Annotated in this window: 18 protein-coding genes; 15 read left to right on the plus strand and 3 right to left on the minus strand. The window is 69.3% G+C overall.

Annotated features, from left to right (window positions below; translation table 11 throughout):
- Nucleotides 1–121 precede the first annotated feature (121 nt).
- The 9 genes from IPN47_08555 to IPN47_08595 all read left to right on the plus strand — a co-directional run bounded on the left by IPN47_08555 (nt 122) and on the right by IPN47_08595 (nt 7,589).
- Entirely contained in the window at nt 122–721 is a 600-nt protein-coding gene (locus IPN47_08555) for a sigma-70 family RNA polymerase sigma factor (protein MBK9408084.1), read from the plus strand.
- On the plus strand, nt 714–974 hold the full coding sequence (locus tag IPN47_08560) for a zf-HC2 domain-containing protein (GenBank protein MBK9408085.1): 261 nt from the start codon (nt 714–716) through the stop codon (nt 972–974). Before IPN47_08555 ends, IPN47_08560 begins: the two co-directional genes overlap by 8 nt.
- A 96-nt stretch (nt 975–1,070) precedes the next feature.
- The gene (locus IPN47_08565; protein ID MBK9408086.1) at nt 1,071–1,280 is read left to right on the plus strand and encodes a heavy-metal-associated domain-containing protein; all 210 of its coding nucleotides are present in this window, start codon (nt 1,071–1,073) and stop codon (nt 1,278–1,280) included.
- Entirely contained in the window at nt 1,277–1,663 is a 387-nt protein-coding gene (locus tag IPN47_08570; GenBank protein ID MBK9408087.1) for a cupredoxin domain-containing protein, read from the plus strand. Before IPN47_08565 ends, IPN47_08570 begins: the two co-directional genes overlap by 4 nt.
- Before the next feature lie 77 nt (nt 1,664–1,740).
- Nucleotides 1,741–4,068 carry a copper-translocating P-type ATPase gene (locus tag IPN47_08575; GenBank protein MBK9408088.1) on the plus strand — a complete coding sequence of 776 codons (2,328 nt, stop codon included), beginning with the start codon at nt 1,741–1,743 and terminating at the stop codon, nt 4,066–4,068.
- Nucleotide 4,069: 1 nt separating this feature from the next.
- Complete coding sequence (locus IPN47_08580; GenBank protein ID MBK9408089.1) at nt 4,070–4,483, plus strand: metal-sensitive transcriptional regulator; 414 nt, start codon at nt 4,070–4,072, stop codon at nt 4,481–4,483.
- Nucleotides 4,484–4,531: 48 nt separating this feature from the next.
- The gene (locus tag IPN47_08585) at nt 4,532–4,975 is read left to right on the plus strand and encodes a hypothetical protein (protein ID MBK9408090.1); all 444 of its coding nucleotides are present in this window, start codon (nt 4,532–4,534) and stop codon (nt 4,973–4,975) included.
- Between the two features lie 188 nt (nt 4,976–5,163).
- A complete protein-coding gene (locus tag IPN47_08590; protein MBK9408091.1) occupies nt 5,164–5,955 on the plus strand; it encodes a hypothetical protein in 792 nt (263 codons plus the stop codon).
- Complete coding sequence (locus IPN47_08595) at nt 5,952–7,589, plus strand: DUF4440 domain-containing protein (protein ID MBK9408092.1); 1,638 nt, start codon at nt 5,952–5,954, stop codon at nt 7,587–7,589. The genes IPN47_08590 and IPN47_08595 overlap by 4 nt, the downstream gene beginning before the upstream one ends.
- A 118-nt stretch (nt 7,590–7,707) precedes the next feature.
- On the opposite strand, the gene IPN47_08600 is transcribed toward IPN47_08595, so the two are convergent.
- Nucleotides 7,708–8,151, minus strand: coding sequence for an OsmC family protein (locus IPN47_08600; GenBank protein MBK9408093.1), 444 nt, complete (start codon nt 8,149–8,151; stop codon nt 7,708–7,710).
- Nucleotides 8,148–9,038 (minus strand): sulfurtransferase, encoded by an 891-nt coding sequence (locus tag IPN47_08605; protein ID MBK9408094.1) that lies wholly within the window; start codon nt 9,036–9,038, stop codon nt 8,148–8,150. The genes IPN47_08600 and IPN47_08605 overlap by 4 nt, the downstream gene beginning before the upstream one ends.
- Before the next feature lie 84 nt (nt 9,039–9,122).
- On the opposite strand from IPN47_08605, the gene IPN47_08610 reads away from it, so the two are divergent.
- Genes IPN47_08610 through IPN47_08620 form a run of 3 tightly spaced genes read left to right on the plus strand, consistent with a single transcriptional unit; the run spans nt 9,123 to nt 10,985 of the window.
- The gene (locus tag IPN47_08610) at nt 9,123–9,449 is read left to right on the plus strand and encodes a (2Fe-2S) ferredoxin domain-containing protein (protein MBK9408095.1); all 327 of its coding nucleotides are present in this window, start codon (nt 9,123–9,125) and stop codon (nt 9,447–9,449) included.
- A gap of 58 nt (nt 9,450–9,507) precedes the next feature.
- Nucleotides 9,508–10,614, plus strand: a complete 1,107-nt coding sequence (locus IPN47_08615) for a hypothetical protein (protein ID MBK9408096.1) — start codon at nt 9,508–9,510, stop codon at nt 10,612–10,614.
- Nucleotides 10,614–10,985: a (2Fe-2S) ferredoxin domain-containing protein gene (locus IPN47_08620; GenBank protein ID MBK9408097.1), complete on the plus strand. Its 372-nt coding sequence runs from the start codon at nt 10,614–10,616 to the stop codon at nt 10,983–10,985. The genes IPN47_08615 and IPN47_08620 overlap by 1 nt, the downstream gene beginning before the upstream one ends.
- A gap of 63 nt (nt 10,986–11,048) precedes the next feature.
- Here IPN47_08620 and IPN47_08625 read toward each other — a convergent pair whose 3' ends face one another.
- The gene (locus IPN47_08625) at nt 11,049–11,894 is read right to left on the minus strand and encodes a zinc metalloprotease HtpX (protein ID MBK9408098.1); all 846 of its coding nucleotides are present in this window, start codon (nt 11,892–11,894) and stop codon (nt 11,049–11,051) included.
- Between the two features lie 533 nt (nt 11,895–12,427).
- On the opposite strand from IPN47_08625, the gene IPN47_08630 reads away from it, so the two are divergent.
- The 3 genes from IPN47_08630 to IPN47_08640 all read left to right on the plus strand — a co-directional run bounded on the left by IPN47_08630 (nt 12,428) and on the right by IPN47_08640 (nt 15,597).
- Nucleotides 12,428–12,607, plus strand: a complete 180-nt coding sequence (locus IPN47_08630) for a hypothetical protein (protein MBK9408099.1) — start codon at nt 12,428–12,430, stop codon at nt 12,605–12,607.
- Between the two features lie 101 nt (nt 12,608–12,708).
- Nucleotides 12,709–14,388: an amidohydrolase gene (locus IPN47_08635; protein ID MBK9408100.1), complete on the plus strand. Its 1,680-nt coding sequence runs from the start codon at nt 12,709–12,711 to the stop codon at nt 14,386–14,388.
- Nucleotides 14,389–14,556: 168 nt separating this feature from the next.
- Nucleotides 14,557–15,597: a DUF4412 domain-containing protein gene (locus tag IPN47_08640; GenBank protein MBK9408101.1), complete on the plus strand. Its 1,041-nt coding sequence runs from the start codon at nt 14,557–14,559 to the stop codon at nt 15,595–15,597.
- The last annotated feature ends 753 nt before the right edge of the window (nt 15,598–16,350 follow it).

The raw sequence follows: 16,350 nt of genomic DNA on the forward strand, positions 1-16,350 counted from the left end.
GCAGAATCTACACCGGCGTCCGCCGGCGCGGTGTCCGGCTCGCCCCCTCCCTGGCGCGCGGTTATCGTCCAAGACGCGGGGCGAGGAACCCCGCGGACCGCACACGGCTAGGTGCCACTGTATGGACGACACTCCCGATCGACCCGACACGCGAGACGCCGAGTTCGCGCGCGACGCGCTGCCGTTCATGGACGACGTCTATCGATTCGCGAACTCCCTCACGAGGAACCCGGCCGACGCCGAGGACCTGGTGCAGGAGACCTACCTGCGCGCCTACCGCTCCTGGCACACGTTCCAGCCCGGGAGCGATGCGCGTCGCTGGCTCTTCACCATCTGCCGCAACGCCTTCCTGCGCTCGCGTGAAAAGCTGCGGCGCGAAGTCGAGGTCGACGACAGCAACGCCGAGACGCTGGCCGCTGTTCAGGCCCACACCGAGATGCGCCAGGACGGGAGCGACCAGATTCTCTCCCGGGTCGATCTCGCACCGGCGCTCACCCGCGCGCTCGACGAGCTGGCCGAGCCGTTTCGGTCGACCGTGATCCTCGTCGACGTCGAGGATCAGTCGTACGACGCCGCCTCGGAGGTGCTGGGGGTCCCCGTCGGCACGGTGCGCTCGCGCCTCTTTCGCGGGCGACGGCAACTGCAGGAGAAACTCAGGGAATACGCCCGCGACGCCGGCTTCGCGTCGGTGGCGGTCGCCAAGGAGCACGACGATGCCTAACGAAACCTCGACGCTCGACTGCCGTTCGGCCATGCAGCAACTCTGGGACTACGTGGATTGCGAGCTCACCACGCAGCGCATGGAGGCGGTGCGGCGCCATCTGGCGAATTGCTCCCATTGCCTCCCCCACGCCCAGTTCGCCGAACGCTTCATCAGCGCGCTGCACGAGACCAAGGACGACTGCGGCTGTCCGGGCGAGGTACGAGCCAAGGTCATGGCCAAGCTGCGCGAGGCGGGGCTGAAGTTGAGCTGATCCCCCTTCCCGGATTGACATACCCCCTGGTGGTATATAGGCTGGATACCTGTGGGGGGTATCTCGCCCCCACATACGCCAACACCGGAGGGAGGCATGGAACGGGTCACGCTCAAGGTCGACGGCATGTCGTGCGGACACTGCGTCAAGGCTCTGGAGAAGGCGTTGGCCGCGGTGGATGGTGCGACCGCCGAGCACGTCCAGATCGGAGAGGCGACGGTCGCCTATGACCCGGCCCGGACGAACGTGGGGGCGCTCATCGATGCCGCGGCGGACGCCGGATATGGCGCGCAGCAGGTGACGTGAGCCCGGCGGAGTGGGGGGTGGTCGTGGGCGGCGTCGCCCTGATCGCTCTCATCAACTGGTACTTCTTCTTCTCGTCGCCCGAGGCGACCGCGATCGTCGGGGCCGATTCGGGCATTGCCGAGATCCCGATCGTGGTGCGCGGCGGCTACTCGCCCGGCACGGTGCGGGTGCCGCGCGGGGCGCGGGTGCGCCTCGTCTTCGATCGGCAGGAGGAGTCGAGCGGCTCGGAAGAGGTGGTCTTTCCCGACTTCGGGATTCGCCGCTTTCTCCCAGCCCACGCCCGGACCGTCGTCGAACTGGTTCCTGGCGCCGCCGGCACGTTCTCCTTTACCTGCGGACTCGGCATGCGGCGCGGGACGCTCGTGGTGGACGAACCGTCGTGACAACACGCGCAGTGCCTCACGCCGTGGGCCCGGTGCCGCCGTCGCCCGTCGAGAAGGTGGTCATTCCGGTGAGCGGGATGACGTGTGCGGCCTGTCAGGGGCGCGTACAACGCACGCTCGGGAAGACGCCAGGAGTGGTCGAGGCCAACGTCAACCTGATGACCAACAGCGCCACCGTCTCCTTCGACCCTGGCGTCGTCGACGCATCGGCCATCGTCGCGCGCATTCGCGACACTGGCTACGGCGCCGACCTGCCGGTCCCCGGGCGCACCGCCGCCGAGGAACAGGAGGCGCAGGACGCGGCCCGCCGACAGGAGTTCGCCGAACTCCGGCACAAGGCGATCGGCGCCGGAGTGGCCGGGGTCATCGCGATGATCGTCTCCATGCCACTGATGGCGGCCAATGCGCACCTCGGCATGGGGGGGAGCGGCGATCCGTTCATGCAGTGGTCGATGCGGGTCCTCGATCCGGCGCTGCAGCGACTCATGCCGTGGGCGTACGCCGTCCCCGCGGCGGGGCTGAGCCACGCGCTCTTGCTGCTGACGGCCGTCATCATGGGCTGGGCGGGGCGGCACTTCTACACGAGAGCGTGGCAGGCCTTCACGCATCGCTCTGCCGATATGAACACGCTGATCGCGATCGGCACCGGCGCGGCCTTCCTCTTCTCGGCGACCGCGACGCTGGCCCCCGCCTTCTTCACGAGTCGCGGCGTGGCCCCCGACGTGTATTACGAGGCGGTGATCATCATCATCGCGCTCATCCTCGTGGGCAACGCGCTCGAGGCGCGCGCCAAGGGCGAGACGTCATCGGCGCTGCGCAAGCTCATCGACCTCCAACCCGGGACGGCGCGCGTGGTGCGCGACGGTCAGACGGTCGAGGTCCCGCTCGAGGCCGTGCGCCGCGGCGACGAGATCGCCGTGCGTCCCGGGGAGCGCATCCCCGTGGACGGCCTGGTCGCGACCGGCGAGAGCGCCGTCGATGAGTCGATGCTGACGGGTGAATCGATGCCGGTGGCCAAGCGGGCCGGCGACCGGGTCATCGGCGGCTCGGTCAACCGCACCGGGGCCTTCCAGTACACCGCCACCACGTTAGGCGCCGACTCGGTGCTGTCGCAGATCGTCACGCTCATGCGCGATGCGCAGGGGTCACGCGCGCCGATCCAGCGCCAGGCGGACCGCATCAGCGGGATCTTCGTCCCGATCGTCCTGTCGCTGGCCGTGGCGACCTTCGTCGTCTGGTTCGTCGTCAGCGACTCGGCGCCGTTCGTGCGCGCCTTTGCCGCGGCGGTGGCGGTCCTGATCATCGCCTGCCCGTGCGCGATGGGGCTCGCGGTCCCTACCGCCGTCATGGTGGCGACGGGGCGAGGGGCCCAACTCGGCGTCCTGATCAAGGGCGGGGAGGCGCTGGAGCGCGCGTCGCGCGTGAACACCGTGGTCTTCGACAAGACTGGGACCATCACCGAGGGGCGCCCGGCGGTGACCGACCTGCTGCACCGGGGGGACGCGGTGACCGAGACGGCGATGTTGCGCCTGGTGGCGTCGCTCGAGCAGTCGTCCGAGCACCCGTTAGGCGAGGCGATCGCGGCGGCGGCCACGGCGCGCGGCAGCACGCTCGTGCGGGCCGAGGCCTTCGACTCGGTGACGGGGATGGGAGTCGTCGGCGTGGTCGACGGCCACGCGCTGGCGGTGGGCAACGCGGCGCTGATGGCCGACCATGCCATCGACGTAACGCCGCTGCAAGCGCAGGTGGAGCGCTGGTCGTCGTCGGGGAAGACGCCGGTGTACGTGGCGGTCGATGGCGCGCTCACCGGCGCGCTGGCGATCGCCGATCGCATCAAGCCGACGTCGGCGGCGGCGGTGGCGGCGCTGCGCCGGATGGGGATCGAGGTGGCGATGCTGACCGGCGACACGCAGCGCACCGCCGAGGCGATCGCCCGCGAGGCGGGGATCGCCCTGGTGGTGGCCGACGTGCGTCCCGAGGGCAAGGTGGAGGAGATCCGCCGGCTGCAACGTGCCGGGCGGATCGTGGCGATGGTTGGCGACGGGATCAACGACGCGCCCTCGCTGGCACAGGCCGACGTGGGGATCGCGATCGGCACCGGGACCGACATCGCCATCGAAGCAAGCGACATCACGCTGATGCGCGGCGATCCCACCTCGGTGGTCGATGCCTTGGCTCTCGCCCGGGCGAGCCTTCGCATCATGCGACAGAACCTGTTCTGGGCCTTTGTCTACAACAGCGTCGGGATTCCGGTGGCAGCGGGGGCGTTGTTCCCGTTCGTTCGCCTGCTGCTCAGTCCGATCCTCGCGAGCGCCGCGATGGCGATGAGTTCGGTGTCGGTGGTGAGCAACTCGCTGCGCCTGCGGAGTTGGCGCCCCCCTCACGTGACGAGGACACATGCCTGAAATGACCGACGGCGCGCCGCATCACGCCGCCGAGGACGACATCGGCGGCGGCGGGGCAAAGCGCTGCGGGTGCGGCTGCGGGGTGGGTGATGCGACCGAAGGATCAGCCGACGGTGACGTGGAGGGGCGCAAGGCGGTGGCGGTCGATCCCGCCATCAAGGCGCGCAACCTCAAGCGCCTGCGTCGCATCGAGGGGCAGGTGCGCGGCCTGCAGCGCATGGTGGAAGAGGACCGCTACTGTGCCGACATCCTCACGCAGATCTCGTCGGTGCATGAAGCGCTGCGGGCGACCGGGCGCGAACTCATGCGCAACCACCTGCGTCACTGCGTGGCAGCAGCCGTGAAGACGGGGCCCGAGGCGGCCGAGGACGTCTACGACGAGCTGATCGAGCTGATGTACCGGCATGCGCGATGACCGGGGGACTGTGCCACGGATGCGCGCCTCGCTAGGCTCTACCGCATCATGACGTTCCTCCGTCGCGCGCGCACCGCACTCGTCGTCCTCCCGGTCTGGATCGTGATGATCCTCACCGGAGGGCAGTGGTGCCTCATGGCCGGAAGCGCCACGGCGCATCCGGTGGTGTCGAGCGCACCGGCGGCCGGCCACGCGGCGAGTAGCCACTCGGCATCGGCGCACGACCGGTCCGTCGCCCATGGCGAACAGGGCGAGCCGGTCGCGCACGCCGAGCACGGCGCGCACGGCGAGCACGACGCGTCGCAGCCGAAGAGCCAGGAGCATGGCTCGGGCGGCTGCGAATCGCAGGCGGCATGCAGCGTGGCGATCGACGCCGCCCCGCGTGTCGCCTCCGTGCCCGAGCGACAGCGCCCGGTGCGCCCGGCGCGCCAACCCGGTGCACAGCTGGCCTCACTGTCACTCGCCCCCGAGCTCCCCCCTCCACGCGCCTGACGAGTTCCCCGGGCATGCGCCCGGGTTGCGCCTGACGACGCACGCCGGTGCGTCGCGGCGCCTTCACTCCCCGCCGGTCGCCCACGCGGCCGGCACGCGAAGGAACTCGTCATCGAGGGCTCGATATCATGAAGGGAGCAGCAGGCAGCGCACGTGCGCCAGGGCGCGCACGTCGCGCGCGAACAGGCGTGGCCATCGCCATCGCCATCGCCGTCGCCATGGCCGTCGCCGCGCAGGCGGCCGAGGCACAGACCGACTACTACAACCTGGACCGCGGGCGGCCGCTGCGTGTCGAAGACGCCCTGGCGATCGAACGGCACGCCATCGAGTGGCAACTCGCGCCGCTTCGGGTGAGCGGTGCGCGTGGCCGTGGTAGCACACTCGAGGTCGAACCCGAGTTGGCATGGGGCGTTGCCCCGCGCACGCAGCTGGAGTTTGGCGTCCCGATGGCGCGTTGGCGTCGGGGTGGGCGCGAGACGTTCGGCGGCGCCGGCATTGACCTCGCCGTGCTCCACGCGCTCAACACCGAAACGACGACGCTGCCCGGGATGGCCATCGCCGTGCGTGCGCTGCTCCCCGCGGGCCCGCTGGGGCCGTCGCGCGCGATCCCGACACTGACGGCGCTCGCGACGCGCACGACGTCCTTCGGCCGCGTGCACCTCAACGCGTCGCTCACACCAGGACGATACGAATCCAGCGACCGTCTGGGTGAGGCATCTCGTTGGGAGGTGGGGGTCGCTGGCGATCACACCTTCGTCTTTCGTTCGATGCTCGTCGGGGGCGAAGTGGTCGCCCGGCGCGCGCTCGTCGCCGACGCGGTCGACTGGAGCGCGGCCACGGGGGTGCGCTACCAGGTTGGGCCGCGACTGGCACTGGACGCGGGTGTCGGTCGCGACCTGTCCGCCGACGGCGAATGGTCTGTCACCTTCGGCTCGGCCGTCTCGCTCTCCCTGCTCCATCGCTTTGGGGGTGTCCGATGAACCGCCTCCCTGCAAGTGAGCGGGTGAGCGCCGTCGTGCGCGCCATCCTTGCCGCCGCCGTCGTGGGGAGCGTGTGCATCCCCGGCACGGCCGCGGCACAGTGGTCGACGGCGTACGAGCAGTTCTACCATCCGGGGCGCGACAACTGGGTCTTCCGCTCGCAGTATCCGGCGGCCGATCGACTGTTCAACGCCTTCGACTACGGCCACGCGATCCTGTACGAACTGCTGTACACGCGCCCTGGCGCCGATCCGCGGATCCTCGAGGAGGACGAGTACAACGTCCTCACCCGGCGGTTGCTCGTCTCGCCGCCGCGCCTCCCGCTCAAGGAGGTGGCGATCATGCCGCACTACACGCGTCTTGCGCCTGAGGCGAAGCAGATGTTCGAGTGGGCGCACATCCTGCACCGTCAGGTCTACGACGTGCTGGCCGACGAGCGCCTGGATGCCGCCGCTCGCGACGCGCGCCTCGCGGAACTCACGCGCTACTACCGGTCGCGCCGCGACGTGGCCTTCAGCACGCGCCCCAAGACCATGGCGCTGATGCAGGAGCAGTACTACTCCCTCGCCTTTCGTGAACGCTATCCCAAGTTCAATGGCTTGATCTGGGGGTATCACTGGCTGCAGGTCGGACTGTACGAGCCGCTGGTGACCGGGCAGACGCGCGAAGCGCGACAGGCAGGGGTGGCCTCGGCGGTGGCGCGCTTTCGCCAGATGCTGGGCGACCCGCCCGCAACGCTGCCGTACCAGATGCCGATGACGTCAGCGATCGCCCCGACCTTCGCGACGCGCTATCCCGAGTTGGCCATCATCTTCGACAACTTGCACTCGATGCACGACGTCATCTCGGACATCCTGGTGTCGGAGAAGGTCCCGCGCCACCGAAAGCGCGCCGAGATCCTGCTGGCGGCGGCACGATTCCGTGACGACACCACGGAGGTCATGTCGGTTGCGGGATGGCGCCGGATGGCTGAGATGATGGGGCTGCACAACATGGGGGGGCCGGCGACCGGGTTGCTTGGCGCGTTGCCCACCCCCACCGTGCCGCGCGGCTTCGTCATGCGGCACGATCGAGATGGCAACATGATCGGGGAACACGCGGGCCACGAGGCGGCACCAAAGGAAGACAGCGCCAACCGGCGCGCCCCCGATCCGCACGCAGGGCACGTCGCGCCCGCTGCTGTCGTCCACACCGAGCACCAGATGGCCGAGCCCGACAGCGCCGGCGCCTTGGCCACGGTGGAGGCGTTCCATGCGGCCCTTGCGGCTGGCGACTCGCTGCGCGTGCTTTCGCTCCTGTCGGACGACGTCGTCATGCAAGGCGACGGTGTCGCCACCCCAAGCGACGGCGTCGCCGGCCAAGGCGACGGCGTCGTCGTCTCCAGGGCGTCGTATCGCCGCGGGGCGATGGCGCCGGACATCGCGCGCGCCCGCGCCCTCCCCGTGGTGCGCCGCGCGGTGCGCGTACGGCTCGAAGGACATGTGGCGTGGGTGACGGCCACGACGTCGTCCACCGGGACGCTCGCCGGGCGCCCCGCCGCCTTCACGGGGGCGGAGCTCGTCGTCGTGTTGCACGGCGCCGAGGGGTGGCGCATCACCAGCATCCACCGTTCCTCGCGCCGGACGGTGCCGTAGCGGTGCTCGAGCGGCGAGCCACGCCGCGCCACGATGCAATGCGCGAGGGGGAGGCACACGCGTTAGGCGCGTGCCTCCCCCTCATCACGAAAAGGGCGATGGTCGCCCCTTCGTGAGCCTACGGAGTGATGTCGATCGTCCAGCGGATCGGGATGGCCAGGTCGAGCGAATCGCGAACCGAGCAGTACTTGTTGGCCGAGAGTTCGATCGCCCGCTCGGCGTGCGGCAGCTCGATCCCTTCGCCGGCGAGATGGAACGCGAGGTGGATCCCGATGAGGCGCGACGGGGTCGCTGCCGCGCGCGCCCCCTGCACATCAACCGTGAGCGACCGCAGCGGCGTCCGCCGCTTGGCGAGGATGTCCACGACGTCGATGGAGATGCAGGACGCCAGGGCATTGAGGACGGCGTCGACGGGACCGGGCCCGACCTCCGCATTGCCGTCGAGGCGGTGCGTGACCCCGCCGGGACGTCCTGCCTCGAAGCTGTGGGCGCCAGTCCAGGTCACGTGTGCAAGGCTCGTCGATTTCGTCTCGATGCCCGGAATCGTCTCGATGTCGCTCACGGCTGGCCTCCCATGCGGATGGGGGCGCGCACGGCGTTCCCCCACTCGGTCCAGCTGCCATCGTAGTTGCGCACGCTCTGGTAGCCTAACAAGTACGTGAGCACGAACCAGGTGTGCGAGGAGCGCTCGCCGATGCGGCAATAGGCGACGACGTCGTCGCTCGGGCGCAGCCCCTGCTCCTCCTCATAGATGGCGCGCAAGTCGTGGGCCGACTTGAACGAGCCGTCCGCGTTGGCCGCGCGCGCCCACGGCACCGATCGGGCCCCCGGAATATGGCCGCCACGAAGCGTCCCCTCCTGCGGATACTCGGGCATGTGCGTGCGCTCGCCGGTGTACTCCGGCGTCGAGCGCACGTCGACCAGGGGCTTTCCCGCGTCCACGTGCCCACGCACCTCGTGCATGAAGGCGCGGATGCGCGCGTCGCTCCGTTCCGGGGCGACGTAGCGCGTCTCGCGGAAGGACGGCACGACCGTCGTCATCTCTCGCCCCTCCAGCTCCCACTTGGTGCGCCCGCCGTCGAGCAGGCGGGCGTTGCCGAAGCCGAAGAGCTGGAAGACCCAGAACGCGTAACACGCCCACCAGTTGTTCTTGTCGCCGTAGAAGACCACCGTCGTCGAGTCGTCGATCCCCTTGGCGCGCAGCAACGCCTGGAACGCATCGCGCGACACGTAGTCTCGTACGACGGCGTCGTTGAGGTCGGAATGCCAGTCGACCTTCTGCGCGTTCGGGAGGTGTCCCATCTCGTACAACAGCACGTCCTCATCGCTCTCGATGATACGGAGCGTGGGGTCGTGCAGGTGCTCGGCGAGCCACTCGGTGCTGACCAGCGCCTCGGGGTGCGCGTAGCCCTTGGCCTGGATGGAAGGCGAAATCGGAATCGACGTCATGGCGGGTCCTGGGTCAGTCACGAATCAATGCCGGCAATCTACAGTCCGTTCCGTCCCGTCGGGCGGGGGCATAGCTTCCGGCGCATGGGACAGTACAAACATCACGTCTTCGTCTGCTCCTTCGGCAAGACCTGCGAAAAGGCGGGCGGTGTCTCCGTCTTCCAGACGCTGAAGCGCGAGACCAGGGACGCCGGACTCGCCGGCATCGTGCGCATCAACAAGGCCGGCTGCATGAACCAGTGCGGCCACGGCCCCATGGTCGTCGTCTACCCCGAGGACACCTGGTATGCCGGGGTCGATGAGGAGGGGGCGCGCGCGATCGTCCGCAAGCACCTCGTCAAGGGGACGCCGGTGGACGCGCTGCGCTACGTGGCCCCGCCCGGCGACAACAAGCTCGTGGACGAGGACTGAGGCGCGCGGGTCGCATGGCGGTCGCTCCGTCACCCTCTCGTTCGCACACCGTCGCCCGATGACCATCGTGACGCGGGGCGGAGCGCACGCCTATCGCCTGCTCGACGTGGGCTACTCGATCTCGCTCGATCGCGCGCTCGACCTCCTGGCGACGAGCGCCCCTGAGCGCGTGCGCCCGGTGCGAGGAGAGGCGGCGGCGCTGCAGATCGCCAATCCCCCCGTGGCGGTCATCCTTGGCGGGGAACGCGTCTCCATCGCCGGCCGCGCGGTCGACGCCGAGGTGACCGCGCGCATCTTCGATTTTGGCGTCGTCTCGCTCTCGCTGCGCATGCAGGCCCCGCGCGACCTCCCGTGGGACGACTTCGCGACGTTCGGCAACGCGGTGGACGCCGACACCGGCATTCCGCAGTTGCTCGAACACCACGCGCGCCTGCTCTTCCAGCGCATCAGCCCGGCCATCGAGCGACCGAACATGGCGCCGGTGCGCGAGGACTACGTGGTGTTCCGGCTGCACGAGGTCTGCACGGAGGACGGCCAGCGCCTGTCGAGCGATGCCCTCCTGCAGCGCATCGACGTCGCCCCCCTCCTGCTCAACGAACGACGGGCGCTGTCGCAGCGGGCGCGCGACGAGTTGCTGCACCACCGGTTCTCCTACTTCACCGATGACCTCGCCCTCCTCACCTGGGACAACGCGCTGATCCTCGACCCGGCCGAGGGCGCGACCGACGTGGAGTACATCCTCGAATTCGCCAACGCGCAGCTGCTCGAGCTCCGCTACTACGACGCGATCCTGGATGGCGAGATCCCCAAGCTGTACGATCGCATCGAGGCGGCGCGTGGAAGCCGACTCCGCCTTTTCTCGCGCCGCTTCTCGAACTTGTTAGGCGACATGCAGCGCCTCTTCGCCGACTCCACCGAACTGGTCGAGCGCGTCGAGAACTCGCTCAAGGTGACCGACGACGTCTACCTGGCCCGCATCTACTCCGCGGCACTCGACATCTTTCGCGGGGCGCAGTGGCGCGCCGGCGTGGACCGCAAGCTGACGTTGGTGCGCGAGACGTACGAGATGCTGAACGCCGAAGCGCAGGCGGCGCGCGCCGAGGCGCTCGAGGTGGCGATCGTGCTCCTCATCGTGGCCGAGATCATCATGGCGATGGTGCGGTGATGGCGTCGCCGTACGACCGCTCGCCCCAGATGGAGCGCTACTCCCGTCATGTGCTCGTGTGCACGGGAGGCTTCTGTTCGCCGAGCCGACAGGGACGGGCGCTTTATGCGCTCCTCGCGTCGTTGCTGCAGCGCGAGAACCTGCTCTTCGGCCCCACGCGCGTGAAACGCAGCGAGGCCCCCTGCCTCGGCGTCTGCGCTGGCGGCCCCATCGTCTGCGTGTACCCCGAAGGCGTGTGGTATCACAACGTCTCGCCCGCGCTGCTGGAGCGGATCGTGGTCGAGCACCTCAAGGGCGGGCGCGTCGTCGCCGAGGCCGTCTTTCATCGCCTGGGAGACGACGCGCCGTCCGGGCGGCGGGACGGCGCGTAGGGGCGTCAACCTCGCCTCGGCGCCCCGGCGCTGGAGCGACACGGGCACGCCCGCCCCGTTCCACTACGCCGCCAACGCGTGCAGGCGGGCCACTCGCTCCTCCGTCGACGGATGCGTCGAGAAGAGCGAGGCCATCCCCCGACCGCCAAAGGCGGAAAGCGGATTGACCTGCGCCAGCGGCGCGACGGCCGGCGCCACCTGCATCGGGATGCGATGCGCGGCCCGGTCGAGCTTGGTCAGCGCGCTGGCCAGCGCCAGCGGACGACCGCTGATCTCGGCGCCCACCGCATCGGCCTTGAACTCGCGTTGGCGCGAAATGGCGAACTGGATCAACGACGCGGCGATCGGGGCGACGAGTGCCATCGCCAGGCCGGCGATCGGCGACTCCCCGTCGTCGTCGCGGCCGCCGAACATCGCCCCCCATTGGGCGATCATCGCGAGGTTGGAGATTGCACCAGCCATCGTGGCGGTGACGGTCTGCAGGAGCATGTCGCGGTTCTTGATGTGCGCGAGCTCGTGCGCGATGACTCCTTCCAGCTCCTCGCGGCTCACGAGCTGGACGATCCCCTCGGTCACGCACACGACGGCGTGCTCGGGGTCGCGTCCGGTGGCGAAGGCATTGGGTTGGGCGTGTGGCGCGACGGCGACCGTGGGCATCGGAAGCCCCGCGCGCTGCCGCAGCCGGTCGACCATCGCGTGGAGTTCGGGCGCCTCGGCGGGGGTAACGACGCGTGCGCCGTAGGCCCGCAGCACCATCGCCCCCGAGTTCCAGTACATGAAGACGTTCATGGCCCCCGCAAAGAGGAGCGCCATGAGTGCGCCGGCCTGGCCGCCCACGGCCCCACCGATGGCCATGAAGAGGGCGGTCATGCCGGCCATCAAGACGAAGACTTTGACGTTGTTCATCAGAACCTCGGAAGACGGGAAGACGAGTGGGGGAGTCGATCGGGATGACCAGGAGTCGAGTCACGCGCCAGTGGGCCGGTATCTCGTCTTCTCGTCTTCCCGTCCTCTCGTCTTCTGCAAAAAAAAGAGACCCTCGAACCCCCGGCGCGTACGCCCGGGACTCGAAAGTCTCGCCTGATCCAGAAGATCCGCCGAACCGTGTCCGGCGTGAGGCTGCCGGACAGTCTTGACGATTCGGACGCGCGGGTTGTGCGTCCCGCGTAGCTACTCCCCTTCTGCGATAAAGAACCCGCGAAGGGGGGGAGAGGTTCCCGAGCGGGGCAGCCGGGGGCTAGTTTCCGCCCCGCGCCTTCGTTCCCGCGCGCTCGCCCGCGTTGCGCCGCTGCATGACAGACTCGCTCAACCCGCGCCGCTTCTTCATGGGTGCCGCCAAGAAATACCTCCTCGACGCGATCGAGACGAGCGACGCTACGCGCCGCCCGCCCGCCGTCGACGAGGCTCCCCGACTCACTTCCCGAGCCATAGAGAGAACCCGCATGTCCCGCTCCCGCGACCGCATCCTCGCCAACCTCGACGACATGTACCGCGAGGCGTTCGAACGCGCCAAGGCCACGGGCGACGAGTCGCAGATGGCATCGCTCGACTTCGCCTACCGCCGCGAGCAGCTGTACTTCGAGATCCTGCTCGACGTGCGCGACGCGATGGAGCGGCGGTAGGACGAACGCGGAAGACGGGAAGTCTTCTCGTCTTCTCGTCTTCCCGTCTTCCTTTGCTCCGCCCCCGCGCGACCGCTGCTGTCCCCCACTTGAGCAAGTCCATGCGCGTACCCGCCCTGGTCGCCCTCGCCCTCCTCTCCGCCTGCACCATGAAGTCCTCCGAGTCAGCCGGCGACCCCGTCACGCTCGCGGTGGTGAATGCCCGCATCTGGACCGGCGACGCCAAGCGTCCCTGGGCCGACGGGATCGCGGTGCGTGGGGAGCGCATTGCGGCTGTCGGGTCGAGCGCGGAGATCCGGAAGCTGGCCAAGGACGCCGAGGTGATCGATGCGCAGGGGCAGATGCTGGTCCCGGGCTTCATCGATTCGCACGTGCACTTCATCGATGGCGGCTTCCGCCTGTCGTCGGTGCAGCTGCGCGACGCGAAGACGCCGGCCGAGTTCATCGCCCGCATCAAGGCGTTTGCCGCGACCGTGCCCAAGGGGACGTGGATCCAGGGGGGCGACTGGGATCACGAGCTGTGGGGGGGCGAACTCCCGACGCGCGCGTGGATCGACTCGGTGACGCCCGACCACCCGGTGTGGGTGAACCGGCTCGACGGGCACATGAAGCTCGCCAACTCGGCGGCGCTGGCCGCGGCCGGGATCAGCGCGGCGACGAAGGATGTGAGCGGCGGGACGATCATCCGGTTGCCTAACGGCGAGCCGGCCGGGGTCTTCAAGGACAACGCGATGGACCTCGTCGATGGCAAGGTCCCCGATCCGCCGGCGGCGCTCGAGGACCGCGCGCTCGACACGGCGATGACCTACGTGGCATCGCACGGCGTGACGTCGGTGCACAATGTGGGTTCGGCCAACGCCAAGACCGGGTCGTGGAACGATCTCGTCGTCTTCAAGCGGGCGCAGGCCGCCGGGCGGCTGCGGACGCGCATCTACAGCGCGGTCCCGCTCTCCACCTGGCAGCAGCTGCGCGACACGGTGGCCGCGCACGGACGCGGCGATGCCTGGCTCAAGATCGGTGCGCTGAAGGGATTCGTGGACGGATCGTTAGGCTCGCACACCGCAGCGATGCACGCCCCGTTCACCGACGCCCCCAACGACTCCGGCTTCTTCGTGACCTCGCCCGATTCGTTGTACGCGTGGACCTCGGGGGCCGACAAGGCGGGGCTGCACGTCTTCGTGCACGCCATCGGCGACCGCGCCATCGCCACGCAGCTCGACATCTTCGAGCGCGTGGCCAAGGAGAACGGCCCGCGCGATCGCCGCTTCCGCATCGAGCACGCCCAGCATGTCGCCCCGGCCGACTTCCCCCGCTTCGCCGCGCTCGGCGTGATTCCGTCGATGCAGCCGTACCATGCCATCGACGACGGGCGCTGGGCCGACAAGGTGATTGGTCCGGAGCGCGCCAAGGGGACGTACGCCTTCCGCTCGCTCCTCGACGCCAAGGCGACGCTGGCCTTTGGCTCCGACTGGTTCGTCGCCCCGCCGACGCCGCTCGAAGGGATCTACGCCGCCGTGACCCGGCGCACCCTCGACGACAAGCAGCCCGGCGGGTGGGTCCCCGAGCAGAAGATCTCGGTCGAGGAGGCGCTGCGCGCCTACACCGCGGGGAGTGCGTACGCCGCCTTCGACGAGCAGGAGAAGGGGACGCTCCAGGCGGGCAAGCTCGCCGACTTCGTCATCATCGACCGCGACCTGACGACGATCGCCCCCGAGACGATCCGGGAGGCCAAGGTCGTGCGCACGGTGGTGGGGGGCAAGACGGTCTACCAGAAGCCGTAGCGGGCTCCGGCGTGCGGCCGACTCGGCGCGGCGCGCCGGGCGCCGGGGGGGCGGCGGTCGGGGGTCGGGGGTCGGGGTTCTCCCAGTCCCTTCGTGGCGCCGCCCCACCTAGACTCGTCTAGTGGCGGAATGGTCCGCTGACGTTTCTTCGCACTCTGGAGACTGACGATGCTGTCCTCGCTCACGCTGGCGATGCCGCTGGTGTCGCTCGCCCTCGTTGCAGCCGTCCCGTCGCGCCCGGTGCAGCCGCGCGCCGACGCCGCCCCCGTCCGCACCGCCCCGGTTGCCGCTGACGGCTGGCGCTTTCGCTGGAAGGTCACCGTCGAGACGGACAAGAAGGACCGGACGCCGGCGTCGCCGTCGATGTCCGTGGCGCTCATCCCCGGCAAGGCCCGCATGGACTACGAGGGCGAGGCCCAGCCACAGGGGATGATGAAGAAGGGGGGCTACATGCTCCTCGATGCCGACAAGGGGACCATGACCATGGTCGACCCCAAGGAGAAGAAGGCCGTCGTCATGGATCCGTCAGCGTTAGGCAACATGATGGGGGCCATCGGCGCGAGCGGCATGGTGAAGATGGACGTGAAGGACGTGAAGGTCTCGGTGGAGAAGCTCGGCGCCGGCGACCGCCTCCTGGGGCGCGCCACCACGAAGTACCGCATCACGCGCGGCTACGTGATGACCATCTCCGTCTTCGGTCGCAAGAACAGCTCGACGCACGCGTCGGTCACCGAGGCGTGGATCGCCGACCAGTTCATCGAGGACAAGGCGTTCGAGGCCTGGGCGAAGAACTTCACGCGCGGCGTCGGCAGCGTCTCCGGCGACGCCCTCAAGAAGCTGATGGAGGCCGAACAGGCCAACCAGATCAAGGGGATCGTCCTCAAGCAGGTGCAACAGTCCACCGACACCGACGACAAGGGGAACGCGACCACGACGACCACGACCATGGAGATGACCGAGTTGGCCAAGGCGTCGCTCGATGCGTCGCTCTTCGAGGTCCCGGCCGGCTACGAGGTCACCGACATGAAGGCCCAGATGGCCGGGCTGTCGGAGGAGATGGAGAAGGCCAAGGCCGAGTGCGAGGCGAAGAACGGGAAGGGGAGTGAGAAGTGCACCATGCAGGGGGAGGCCGGCGGGGACTCGACCGCCAAGGTCACGCCCAAGGATGCCGCCAAGAAGGCGCTCCGGGGGCTCTTCAAGAAGCCGTGAGCCGCAACGATCAGGAAGGGGCGTCGCCTGTGTAGGGCGACGCCCCTATTGCGTCCACCCCCTGGCCGATGCAACATCGCGCGACCGCAGCGGCGCCGCGCGATCGGGCGTCCGGGTGGGTCCACGCGACCAGCACCACGGCACGATCATGACGCAGCAGGAGCCCTCGCCCGCGCAGGATCAGCCCGGCGCTGCGGTCGGGCCGCGTCCCGATCGGACGGACCAACTCGGCGACACGGAGGCCCACCTCCACTTCCTCGAGAGCCTGGACCGCGTGCAGCGGGCGATGCACGGGGCCAACGACCTCGAGCAGGAGATCGGCGACGTCCTCGGTGAGGTGCTGTCGATCTTCGGCAGCGACCGCGCTTGGCTCGTGTATCCGTGCGATCCGGTGTCGACGACCTGGCGCAGCGTGGTCGAGCGCACCGTGCCGGCGTTTCCCCCCGCGCTCCCGAGCGAGGTCGACATTCCGATGACGCCGGAGGTCGCCGCCGACTTCCTCCGCGCCCGGATGACGGACGGCGCCATCTGTCTCGGGCCGAATACCGAACCGCCGCTGGACGAGGGGGCATCCCGCTACGGGATCCGGTCGCAGATGACGATGGCGCTCTATCCTGCTGCCGACAGGCCGTACGTGTTCGGGATACACCAGTGCTCGGAGGGGCGCAGCTGGAACGCGCACGAGCAGCGGCTGTTCGTGGAGATCGGTCGGCGCATCTCGGATGGGCTCAACCGCCTGCTCATTCTCCGTCG

The organism is Gemmatimonadota bacterium (genome assembly GCA_016719105.1).
Lineage (GTDB): Bacteria > Gemmatimonadota > Gemmatimonadetes > Gemmatimonadales > Gemmatimonadaceae > SCN-70-22.